Origin of the sequence: Anabaena cylindrica UHCC 0172, from assembly GCF_034931625.1 — a bacterium.
Taxonomy (GTDB): Bacteria; Cyanobacteriota; Cyanobacteriia; order Cyanobacteriales; family Nostocaceae; genus Anabaena; species Anabaena cylindrica_A.
On sequence record NZ_JAYGGY010000014.1, the window covers coordinates 24,268 to 35,400 of the forward strand.

General features: G+C 37.9%; 10 protein-coding genes and 1 pseudogene. 5 read left to right on the forward strand and 6 right to left on the reverse strand.

All coding sequences use genetic code 11. The features are described from left to right. Window positions 1–90: 90 nt before the first annotated feature. From ctaD to fdxB, 3 genes are all read right to left on the reverse strand, one after another. Window positions 91–1,737 (reverse strand): cytochrome c oxidase subunit I, encoded by a 1,647-nt coding sequence (gene ctaD / locus VB713_RS06100; RefSeq protein ID WP_323310686.1) that lies wholly within the window; start codon window positions 1,735–1,737, stop codon window positions 91–93. 41 nt (window positions 1,738–1,778) lie between these two features. Next, window positions 1,779–2,723 (reverse strand): cytochrome c oxidase subunit II, encoded by a 945-nt coding sequence (locus VB713_RS06105; protein WP_323310687.1) that lies wholly within the window; start codon window positions 2,721–2,723, stop codon window positions 1,779–1,781. Window positions 2,724–3,157: 434 nt separating this feature from the next. Beyond that, window positions 3,158–3,451: a ferredoxin III, nif-specific gene (fdxB, locus tag VB713_RS06110; protein WP_323310688.1), complete on the reverse strand. Its 294-nt coding sequence runs from the start codon at window positions 3,449–3,451 to the stop codon at window positions 3,158–3,160. Window positions 3,452–4,488: 1,037 nt separating this feature from the next. On the opposite strand from fdxB, the gene VB713_RS06115 reads away from it, so the two are divergent. Further along, complete coding sequence (locus VB713_RS06115; RefSeq protein ID WP_323310689.1) at window positions 4,489–6,078, forward strand: helix-turn-helix domain-containing protein; 1,590 nt, start codon at window positions 4,489–4,491, stop codon at window positions 6,076–6,078. A gap of 177 nt (window positions 6,079–6,255) precedes the next feature. On the opposite strand, the pseudogene VB713_RS06120 reads toward VB713_RS06115, so the two are convergent. Further along, window positions 6,256–6,524: pseudogene (locus tag VB713_RS06120) on the reverse strand (four-helix bundle copper-binding protein). Window positions 6,525–6,786: 262 nt separating this feature from the next. Here VB713_RS06120 and VB713_RS06125 point away from each other — a divergent pair. The 3 genes from VB713_RS06125 to VB713_RS06135 all read left to right on the forward strand — a co-directional run bounded on the left by VB713_RS06125 (window position 6,787) and on the right by VB713_RS06135 (window position 8,316). Then, window positions 6,787–7,410 carry an MBL fold metallo-hydrolase gene (locus VB713_RS06125; protein ID WP_323310690.1) on the forward strand — a complete coding sequence of 208 codons (624 nt, stop codon included), beginning with the start codon at window positions 6,787–6,789 and terminating at the stop codon, window positions 7,408–7,410. A 166-nt stretch (window positions 7,411–7,576) separates the two neighbouring features. Continuing rightward, on the forward strand, window positions 7,577–7,993 hold the full coding sequence (locus VB713_RS06130; RefSeq protein ID WP_323310691.1) for a XisH family protein: 417 nt from the start codon (window positions 7,577–7,579) through the stop codon (window positions 7,991–7,993). Beyond that, on the forward strand, window positions 7,981–8,316 hold the full coding sequence (locus VB713_RS06135) for a XisI protein (protein ID WP_323310692.1): 336 nt from the start codon (window positions 7,981–7,983) through the stop codon (window positions 8,314–8,316). Before VB713_RS06130 ends, VB713_RS06135 begins: the two co-directional genes overlap by 13 nt. A gap of 52 nt (window positions 8,317–8,368) precedes the next feature. Here the strand turns inward: VB713_RS06135 and msrB are convergent, their stop codons facing one another. Beyond that, window positions 8,369–8,863 carry a peptide-methionine (R)-S-oxide reductase MsrB gene (msrB, locus tag VB713_RS06140; RefSeq protein WP_323310727.1) on the reverse strand — a complete coding sequence of 165 codons (495 nt, stop codon included), beginning with the start codon at window positions 8,861–8,863 and terminating at the stop codon, window positions 8,369–8,371. Window positions 8,864–9,080: 217 nt separating this feature from the next. Between msrB and VB713_RS06145 the strand changes: the two genes are divergently transcribed. Further along, entirely contained in the window at window positions 9,081–9,854 is a 774-nt protein-coding gene (locus tag VB713_RS06145) for a class II glutamine amidotransferase (RefSeq protein WP_323310693.1), read from the forward strand. Between the two features lie 18 nt (window positions 9,855–9,872). Here the strand turns inward: VB713_RS06145 and VB713_RS06150 are convergent, their stop codons facing one another. Continuing rightward, window positions 9,873–11,069, reverse strand: coding sequence for a response regulator (locus tag VB713_RS06150; protein ID WP_323310694.1), 1,197 nt, complete (start codon window positions 11,067–11,069; stop codon window positions 9,873–9,875). Window positions 11,070–11,133 lie beyond the last annotated feature (64 nt).

An 11,133-nucleotide genomic window follows, 5' to 3' on the forward strand; every position in this document is an offset into this window, starting at 1 on the left:
ACCCAACATTTGAAGACGAAATTAAACCCAATATTTTGGGTGATTTGTTGGGTTGCGCTGTCGCTTAACCCAACCTACAATTTCTGTGTTTTAACTAACAGCTTCTGTCACCGATGATGATTCATCATGAATATGACCATAGTCATAGGGACCATGAGTAACAACAGGTAAAACTTCCCAATTTTCGATAATTGGTGGAGAACTGGTTGTCCATTCTAAAGTCAAACTTTCCCAGGGATTATCACCTGCGAGTTCTCCTTTTGTCCAACTGTGAATGGCGTTGTAAGCGAAGGGAATGACGGAAATAGCCAAAATGAATGCGCCAATGGTGCAAAGCTGGTTTAAGCTGACAAATTGGGGGTCATACATGGCAACTCGGCGGGGCATTCCTTGTAAACCCAGTTTGTGCATGGGTAGGAATGTCAAGTTAGTACCGATGAAAGTGAGGACAAAGTGAACTCTTCCCCAGGTTTCATTCATCATTCTGCCGGTCATTTTGGGGAACCAGTGATATATACCTGCGTAAATACCAAAGACGGAACCACCGAAGAGAACGTAGTGGAAATGTGCGACGACATAATAGGTGTCGTGGACGTGAACATCAAAGGGGGCTGTTCCCATTGTTACGCCGCTTAATCCACCCATGACGAACATGGAAAGTAAGCCGATCGCAAATAGCATGGCGCTGGTGAAGCGAATCTTGCCTCCCCAAAGGGTTGCAACCCATCCGAAGATTTTCACACCTGTGGGAACTGCAACTATAAGGGTGGATATGGTGAAGAACATCCGCATCCATCCAGGTGTGCCACTGGTGAACATATGGTGTACCCAGACGAATAAACCGACGACGCAAATAGCAACTGTGGAAAATGCGATCGCTTTATAGCCAAATATTGGTTTCCGTGCATGGGTAGGAATTACTTCGGACATAATCCCAAAAATCGGCAGAATCATTAAATAAACCGCCGGGTGGGAATAAAACCAGAACAAATGCTGATAAATAACGACGTTACCACCTGCATCTGGTTTGAAGAAGGAAGTACCAAAGTTGATATCAAACAATAACAGGATTAAACCTGCGGCTAATACTGGTGTAGAGACAAGTGCGAGGATGGAAGTTGCTAAAATTGCCCAGCAAAATAGGGGAACTTGATCCCATTTCATGCTGGGGACTTTCATTAACAAGATGGTGATCACGAAGTTGAGTGAACCCAAAATTGAGGAAGTTCCCACTAAGACAATCGCCAAAATCCACATTGTTTGGGCGATAGGTGCGGTAACTAAGCTTAATGGTGGGTAAGCTGTCCAACCTGATTGGGAACCACCAAAAATGAAACTGAGTAACAGTAATAATCCTGCGGGTGGGTTTAACCAAAATGCGATCGCATTTAATTTAGGAAACGCCATGTCTCTAGCACCCACCATTAAGGGGACTAGATAGTTACCAAATCCCCCAATTGCACTGGGGACAATCCACAGGAAGATCATGATTGTCCCGTGGTTGGTCATGAAGGCGTTGTAAAGATTCGGGTTGATAAAGTCGGATTCTGGGGTGGCTAATTCGGTGCGGAGTGCGATCGCCATCAACCCACCGATCAGATAAAATGCAAACGATGTCACTAAATATTGAATCCCAATCACTTTGTGATCAATATTAAAAGTGAAATAATCTCGCCATTTCCAGGCTGTAGGGTGTGAGGTGTGTGGCGTATTTGGTGAAACTTCTAACTGTGTCATAAGCTATTTTGGGAATTTGTTCAGTGGTCAACTGAACGCTGCTATTTTGCAATTTGAGCAAGTGTTTCTGCACTCACTCCGATATCATCGGTATAAGGGGCGAGAAATTCAGGTGTAGATAAATTAGCTGGATTTACAGCCACAACTTGAGATTGTCCCTGGTTTTGAGCAATCTGGTTTTCTGTTAACCAGCTATCAAAATCTTCTTGGGTATGGACAACAACTTGCGATCGCATAGCACCGTGATAACCACCACATAATTCCGCACAAACTATCGGATATGTACCTGGTTTGGTAGCCACAAAACGCAATTCAGTAGCAATACCAGGAAGTGCATCTTGTTTGAGTCGAAATTGCGGAACCCAGAACGAATGAATTACATCATCTGCTGATAGATTCAACTGCACATCAGCACCAACAGGAACGTGTAACTCACCAGCAGCAATACCAGTTTCGGGATAGTTAAATAACCAAGCAAACTGAATCCCTTTCACATCAACAACCAAATCTGCTGGTTTACCTTGAGTTTGGGGACTTCCACCAATCCCAATTCCAGGAGTTACAGATTCAGAACCATCATTCATGGTAGCAGCCATAGCCATCTGTCCATGAGGATGACTTCCTGGTTCTAAGCCTCCCATTTTGTTATAAATATCTACACTGTAGATACCCAAAACAATCACAATTACTGTGGGAACTGCTGTCCAAAAAATTTCTAAGGCTAAGTTACCTTCTACAGGTGTACCATCACCATTGTCTCCTGGACGGCGACGATACATAAACAAGAAAATTAGAATCGTTCCTTCTACTACTAAAAATAAAGCAACAGCAATGGTAAACATGATATTGAAAAATCCGTCTACCAAAGGTGCTTGTTGCGATGCTTGTACCGGTAGTAGATGATGATTTTGACCAATCCAAATGCTAATAGGGGAAATTATCATCCCAGCTAATAGCGTCCATAACGACACAGGAACTTTTTGCATACTACCTGCACTCTATCAGTTATCAATTATCATTTGTAGGAGCAAATTACAATTCGTCCGTACTTATCCAGTTATCAATCTGTTCACTGTTCTCGGATTTGGGGCAGTGTTTTTGATTTTCACTTACTAACGTTCTAGCTTACACTTAATACTAAATCGCAGAAACTTCCAGATTTTTTCATATCTTTTCCTCAAGATTAAAAAAAATGCTTTTAGTATATTCAGATTTAATTTTTTTATAAAAACCGGAACCTCAGGATTTTAATTCTGCTCATTTATAACAATTTACGATTTATATTTTTGTTGATGATGAACTTTTTATTTAGTTTAAAAAAAAATAAGATATTCCTATATAATTACATAATTTAGCAGATTTACGCAGTTAAATAGTGCTTTTTGGAGCAAAGCATTATTGTGAGGAATTCCCAAAGATATTAGTTGTCTGCTGTAGTGTGAGAATAACAATTTTTGGGACAAATCCGAGAACAAGCTTCACAACCAATACAGTTTTCTGGAGAAGTAACTGCCATTATTTTCCGTTCAATTTCTTCATCATCTTCGTCTTCCACAAATTCGCCTTCTTCGTTCAATGCTTTCAAACCTAAAACATTGTGGCCACATACTTTAATACATCTGCCACAACCAATACATTTATCTTTGTCAATTTCTTGAGCAAATTTAGGTGTCCAAGTCTTACCGCCAAAAGTCACTCCTGTTAATGTCGCCATGATTTTTTCCTCAGCAATTTTGCTTACAAATTAGTTAGTGATTTAATCTTAATCCTAGCCTAATAATTTTTATTTTTACGAATAAAAATTAACTTTTTTATCAAATTTTGCTGACTTGCTAAATAATAGCAATTGAGTTTAGATCATTAATCATATTAAATGATAGTTATTATTAATAACAAACATCCTTTAATGTTTGAAAAGTTTCTAGTGATTATAATATGGCTTCACCACATCAAGGGCGAATGCTACTACATAAACATAACGGAAAATTAGGAATTTGAAACCCATGAAGATGGGTTTTGTCTCTGTAGCCGCGACTTCCAGTCGCCAAGGCAAATAATAAATTAGACTGGTTATTGCCAAAATATAGTGCAGGTAAATGATAAAAGTTATATTGATATTCTTTTGCAAATATAATATTTACCTGATGGATAAAAAATGCAATTTAACAGTATTAGTGGATACTAAATAAACCTGAATTACCTTTTATGTGAAAAACCATACAAATTAAATCATCAAAAAAGTTATATTTTACCTTAACTTAAATTATGCACAAAATTTAACTTCTAAAAAAACTGTAACTTTCATAGCAATAAATAAATTCAAATTAACAATCATTTAAACAATTTAGTATTACTTAGATGTTACCCAAAAACACTTTAGGTAAGGTTTTATGGTCAAATATAAAGGCAAAGATTAAGAAATCTTCCTAAGCTCATTCTGAACAAACTTAGCGAAATCTTTATGAAATGTATAGTTAATGAAGAAGCAATGAAGCTCTCGTTTCAATGTCTTTAATCAGTAAATAGTCAACGGTGAACAGTTATTAAGGATATGCTGTGATTTTTCATTCAGCTAAATCTATTAGTAGGGGTAAAGCACAATATAAATCCTGTTAACTGATAACTGAAAAGTGAGGCGAGAAAAACATTTCTTGTCATGGAGATACTTTGGTAGCAAGTTATGAATCAAAAAGAGACATCACGGGGAGACTTGAGCCAAACATCTCAGCAATTAGAGTAGGAAGAAGCCTGATGCCTTATACAATTCCTAACAAAAATTGCGTTGGATGTGACAAATGCCGTCCCCAATGTCCTACGGGTGCAATCAAAATAGAAGATGATGAATATTGGATTGATCCTTGTCTTTGTAATAATTGCGAGGGTTATTATCCAGAACCACAATGTGTCATTGCTTGTCCAACAAATGCTCCCATACCTGCACAAGCGAAAAAAGGAAGATGCAAAATTGAACCGCGAGAACCTACCAGTCCTGATTTATTTTCTAATGGCAAGAATCATCCATTTGCTTCAGCAATAGTTATTTGGGAAGCTTGCAATTTACTAGCACAACGCAAATCATTAAATTGGGAAACAGATGCAGAAGATAATTTACATTATAGCCGACAAGTTAATCAAGGTCGGGGTGCAATTTCTTTTCATATTCAAGACCCATTTCAAATTAGTAACCTAGCTAAAGATTTACACATAATTGAAAGCCTCGATATTCGAGCAGCTTGTATTCATTTAATTTTCGCTGCCCATGCTACAGCCTTAGATAAACCTTGGGAACAAGAATTCGCCATTGATGAACGCCAAATTGAAAAATATTTGGGGTTAGAGAAACGCAAAGACCTCAACAAAACTGCCAAGCTTTCTTTAATCAAAAACATCGTTCAACAAGCTTGTTCTCTCATTGTTACCATAGACTGGCCGCAACGGGGTAGAGTTCCCGGATTTTCTGTTACACAAAGTCACTTATGGCATTTAACAGATATCCATCACCATTTTCAAGAAGATGATCTGGGGTGTAAATATTTGATTGGACTGACATTTAAGGTTAAAACAGGCACTTGGTCACAACACTTCTTGAATAGACAAGCTAGTAAAGAGCGCAGTGGATTCTATCAGTATGGTAGTCTTCCTAAAACGCTGTTAACTACAGTTATGAGTCTTTGGCAGCAACATGAAGGTGCTATTAGACTTATGTTATGGTTATTATTTAAAACCAAAATGGGTAGAGAACAACGCATCACTGTTCCTACTTTAATGCGAGTTGCTTATGGTGAGGAAAAAATTAACCTAGCTTCAAGATTGAGAGATGAACGTAAGCGTTTGTTACGAACTTTTGAAAATGATTTGGAAGTTCTCAATCATTACGGAGTCAAACCACTATTTGACCCTATTACCTATCCGCCAGAAATTCAACCATTGTGGGCGAAATTAGTCGATATTCCTGAAGATCCAGATGAGGCTTTGGAATTTTGGATTAATGATGGTGGTGGTGATAATCGACTAACAGATAGTGGACCTCGTGGTAAGTGGAATTTGTTAATGAATGCGCGAATTCTATCTTTTGAACTTCCCCCAGAATGGGAACAGCTAAGTTCAGATGCGGAGAAAAAAAAGCGCCGTACTGTTAGGAGTAAAAAAACTCTTAAAAGCACTGATGATTTATTAGGTGAACAAGTTTTGCAAGCACGCAAAAATATTAATATCTCCCAAAGGGAATTAGCAAGGCTTACAGGTAAAAGCCAAAGCTGGATTCGTGATGTTGAAAATGGTCGTCTTAAACCTAAGTTAGAAGACCAAGCACTACTCAGAAAGGTGCTGAATATTCTTTAATTTAGTTATCTCTTTATCTCGTTCCCAGTCTCCGGCTGGGAATGCCATCAAAGAGGCTCTGCCTCTAATTTAACAGAAGTGTTACCGATAGCGCAGCCTTAGCTCAAGGCAGAGCCTTCTAGAATTCATTCCCATACAGAGTATGAGAACTAGATAAATTTAGTAATTACTAATTAGTTAAGCTGACATTATTTGCATTGATCTGCAAGTTTCAGCATATCTATTATAAGGTGCGGCATGGCGATAGCTTCGCTTGCCGCAGGCATCGCACATTTCCGCATAAAGCATAAAATTACGTCCCATAAACTCGGAACCACCCATCATCATGTTCATGCACATCATGCACATTTTGAGTAGTCGCGTATTATACCCATCATATCCATGTACTTCCTACCTTTACTGATACAGTAGGTCATGGTTTCTAAGTATTTCTTGTGGTATTCCATATAAGTATTAATGCAGGCTTACATTTCGGTGGTAATGGTTTCAGACATCATCATCAGAAAAAATACTCCTGATTTTCTAATGTTTGCGTATGTTTTGATTTGGATTAATGAAAACATTAACGATATATCCAGATTATCCTCAATCTCTAACAATGGTGACAAGGAAAACAGTAGTTTTTTCGCTGTCTGGGGAACATGAATGATACATTATTAATGCTGGTTTATTAATACAAACTATTGAAAGTTCTGAACTAGAATTATCATGAAATCTTTGCACCGTCCTGATTTATATAGCTGGTCTTGTTTTAACCCCGCAAGAAATATTGATTTCAATGGGTTCGCTTGGATACGTCCAGAAGGCAATATTTTGATTGATCCTGTGGCTTTATCAAACCATGATTGGAATCATCTGGAATCTCTCGGTGGTGTGGCTTGGATTGTGCTGACGAATTCTGATCATCTGCGGTCAGCTAAGGAAATTGCTAATCAAACCTATGCTAAAATTGCTGCACCAAAGGCGGAGAAAGAAGATTTTTCGATTTTGTGCGATGCCTGCGGCGAGCGAAGCTATCGCTGGTTGACTGATGGTGAAGAGTTAGTTCCAGGATTGAAGGTGATTGAAATCCAAGGTTCAAAGACTCCCGGTGAGTTGGCCTTGTTGTTGGAGGAAACGACGTTGATTACTGGGGATTTAGTGCGATCGCACAAAGCCGGTACTTTAACTATTTTACCAGATGAAAAGCTGATGAATCGAGATCAAGCTGTGGCTTCTGTGCGCCGTTTGGCAGCATTAGAGAAGGTGGAAGCGGTGCTAGTGGGTGATGGTTGGTCTGTTTTTCGAGATGGTAGGGAAAGGTTGCAGGAATTGGTAGCGACTTTGGGATGAAAAAATACTATGAGTAAAAGCAAACAAATAGCCTTTGGTTGGTACGGTGGCAAATACAGTCTGAGAAATTTCAGACAGAATTGCATTGCAATTGTCTAGATTATTACCTCCTACAAGAATCTTATGTCTTTATATACACAATAGTTAACATTTTTAAAAATAACTTATGTCTGCTAGAGATGCTTTTCATAATTCTGTAAAAATTGCACTTCAAAAAGACGGGTGGAGAATTACCCACGATCCTTTATCTATTAGTTTTGGTGGAGTTGATCTGTATATTGATTTAGGAGCAGAAAAACTGATTGCAGCTGAAAAAAATGGAGAAAAAATAGCGGTTGAAATCAAAAGTTTTTTAAACACTTCAGCAATATCTGAATTTCATACTGCTCTTGGACAATTCCTTAACTATCGCGCTACGCTAAAAATAAAAGAACCTGAACGTATTTTGTATCTAGCAGTTCCTTTAGAAGCTTATACTGATTTTTTTACAACTAAATTTACACAATTCATAATTCAGGAATATCAACTAAAGCTAATTGTTTACAATGTTGAAATAGAGGAGATTGTGAAATGGCAAAGTTAGAAGATTATCGCCAATATATTCAGCAAATATTGACGAAATATGCCAGCTATAAACCTGCTTATGGAGAAATTGAAGTAGAGACAATCTTCGATACACAACGGGATCATTATCAGATTGTCCATATTGGCTGGGAAAATAAATGTCGAGTGTATGGCTGTTCTATGCACCTCGACATCAAAAACGAAAAAATCTGGATTCAATGGAATGGAACAGAAATTGATATTGCTGAAGAATTAGTTCAACTTGGTGTTCCTAAAGAGGATATTGTCATCGGGTTTCATTCCCCTTTTATGCGAAAATTTACAGATTATGCAGTAGGTTAAGCCAAAAAAGCGAACTGCTGAAAACAGCAGTGCTTGACGATCGCTCTTTTGACTAAGCCGGTGTAAACTGCAATGACACGCCATTCATGCAGTAACGCAAGCCAGTAGGTTTGGGTCCATCATTAAAAACATGGCCTAAATGTCCACCGCAATTGCTACAATGCACTTCAGTTCTGGTCATGAACAAAGACCGATCTGTAGTAGTAGCGATCGCACCCTCAATCGGTTTAAAAAAGCTCGGCCAACCAGTACGGCTATCAAATTTGCTGTCTGAGGTAAACAAAGCCTGTCCACACCCAGCACAGACATAAGTACCAGGCTCATAATTCTTGTCTAAAGGGCTGGTATGAGGGCGTTCTGTGCCATGTTTTCGCAACACCTGATACTGTTCCGCTGTTAAAATGCTTTTCCACTCTTGTTCTGTTTTTGTCACTGCAAACTCAGTATTAGAAGCTGCCATAGTTTCTGAACCCCAATTGATATAACGTGAAAAAAATGCTGTGCCAAATAATACGGCACTAATCTGTAAAAAACGGCGTTTGTCCATATATCTATTATTTACCATTTTACTTTCCTCAGCCAAGCAAACCCAGATGAGAATTTAATCATCATCAGCTATCGCTCTGAGAAACACCTGATAAACTCATTAAAATTAGCTAAAAAAGTTTAATTTTCAAATTGCAGCGTTCGCATCAACATAGATCAGCTATTCTGGAGTATCTTTATCCACAAACATCTATAGAAAATTCAGCGCTTTAACACTAATGTGTCAACTGCTAGGAATGAACTGCAATGTACCAACAGATATTTGCTTCTCCTTTGAAGGATTTTCTGCTAGGGGAGGAAAAACCGATGATCATAGCGATGGTTGGGGTATTAGTTTTTCTGAAGGTAAAGGATGTCGGATTTTTTTAGATGCTAAACCCTCCATAGCTTCCCCATTAGCAGAGTTAGTCCGTCGCTATCCTATCCACTCTACCCACGTCATCGCCCATATTCGCAAAGCTACCCAAGGTGAAATAGCCATTGAAAACTGTCATCCTTTCTGCCGGGAACTTTGGGGTAGATATTGGGTATTTGCCCATAATGGCAATTTACCAGACTTTCATCCTCAAAATAATGGCATTTTTCAACCTGTTGGTAACACAGATAGCGAACAAGCATTTTGCTTAATTCTCAACACTTTGCAAGCAAGTTTCCCTAAAGGTAAACCCCCGCTCAAGCTACTTTATCCTGTATTGAGCAAAATTACAGCAGAATTAAACGCGATCGGCATTTTTAACTATTTACTCTCTGATGGAGAGCATTTCTTTACCCATTGCTCTACTAAACTCTGGTACATTATCCGTCAAGCACCCTTTGCAGCCGCGCATTTAATTGATGAAGAGATGACTGTAGATTTTAGCGAATTGACTACCCCAAGCGATCGCGTTGCTGTCATTGTCACTATTCCCCTCACAGATAACGAAATTTGGACACAAATCCAACCAGGAAAAATACTAGTCTTTCAGGATGGTTTACCCCTTAACATTGAGTAATTTATGCCGCACAATATCTTAATAAGAAAATGCCAAATGATATGGCTTGCCAACTTTTGGTTCAGTTAGTAAATGCTTTTTCACCATCCCAATTACTTTATCACTATCAATTGGCTTGGTGATAAATTCCGTTGCCCCAAATACCTTAGAACGTACTCTATCAAAAACACCATCACTACCGGTTAATACCACCACTGGTGTCTTAGCAAATAAAGAAGTACTTCTTAATTGACTGCAAAGTTCATAACCGTTGATCACAGGCATAATCAAATCCAAAAAGATCAAATCCGGTTTATTTTCAATTAGTATCGGTAAGGCTTTGACAGGATCTTGAATAGCTATAAATCTCATCCCATTAGCAGTAATAATCCTCTCTAATATTTTACAAACTTGAGGACTATCATCCACACAAGCTATGAGCGGAGCATTTTTACTAATTACTCGTGAATGATTAGATTGATGATTTACCTGAGCAACTGCTAAAGGTAAGTCACCTATTTCTATTAATTCTGTGATTCCTTTATGAATAAAAGGAAGCAAAGAGCGAGCGACAGACACCACACTCTGCTTCATTTTTGCAGCTAAATCCCATAATGTATATTGTCCGTTAATTAACCGTTCAAAATTAGTATACACAATTGGACTAACTTGCCTGCGTAGTAAGTCTGGATTGCGTAATATTGGCGATAAATTAGGATGAAAATCCTCCAAACCTGATTCTGACCAACCATTCCAGAAAGTTTTAATTTCTGTAAATATCTTATTTCCAGATGTAGCAATTACTGGAGATTCTAACTTTATATCTTGACTTTGTTCACAAAAGAAAGAAGATGAGTTAGTTTTTTGAGCCAAGTCACAGGTAACTTCAAATATCGTTTTTTTTATTACATTCGTAATTTGTTCATCGGTGATTTTTTGAGTTTTATACAAATTCTCTATAATCAAAAAATCCCAATAATCAACTGATATATCAATACTAGAAAAATTGATACTATTAATATCAATATGATGACTTTCTTCGGCGATATTTCTACGCAAACGACGGTAAGTATGAGCGCCTTCTGTTGCCCATACTAATTTTCCTAACTGATAATAAAAAGTCCAATTATTTTTTTTTGTATCCTTAATATTGACTTGACCACTAAATTGCAGTTGAGTACATTTTTGGAATATATTTATTATCCTATCAAATTGTATAAGTTGCGGCTGAGTCATAAATTCCTCATTAAAATTTTTTAGTGCTTAGGATAGCTTGCTTTACTGATTCAAATGACGAAAA

Excerpts from the sequence above, each read along its gene's own strand:
- VB713_RS06150 (WP_323310694.1), bottom strand. The coding sequence starts at position 11,069 with ATGACTCAGCCGCAACTTATACAATTTGATAGGATAATAAATATATTC.
- ctaD (WP_323310686.1), bottom strand. The coding sequence starts at position 1,737 with ATGACACAGTTAGAAGTTTCACCAAATACGCCACACACCTCACACCCT.
- fdxB (WP_323310688.1), bottom strand. The coding sequence starts at position 3,451 with ATGGCGACATTAACAGGAGTGACTTTTGGCGGTAAGACTTGGACACCT.
- msrB (WP_323310727.1), bottom strand. The coding sequence starts at position 8,863 with ATGGACAAACGCCGTTTTTTACAGATTAGTGCCGTATTATTTGGCACA.
- VB713_RS06145 (WP_323310693.1), top strand. The coding sequence starts at position 9,081 with ATGTGTCAACTGCTAGGAATGAACTGCAATGTACCAACAGATATTTGC.
- VB713_RS06115 (WP_323310689.1), top strand. The coding sequence starts at position 4,489 with ATGCCTTATACAATTCCTAACAAAAATTGCGTTGGATGTGACAAATGC.
- VB713_RS06130 (WP_323310691.1), top strand. The coding sequence starts at position 7,577 with ATGTCTGCTAGAGATGCTTTTCATAATTCTGTAAAAATTGCACTTCAA.
- VB713_RS06135 (WP_323310692.1), top strand. The coding sequence starts at position 7,981 with ATGGCAAAGTTAGAAGATTATCGCCAATATATTCAGCAAATATTGACG.
- VB713_RS06125 (WP_323310690.1), top strand. The coding sequence starts at position 6,787 with ATGAAATCTTTGCACCGTCCTGATTTATATAGCTGGTCTTGTTTTAAC.
- VB713_RS06105 (WP_323310687.1), bottom strand. The coding sequence starts at position 2,723 with ATGCAAAAAGTTCCTGTGTCGTTATGGACGCTATTAGCTGGGATGATA.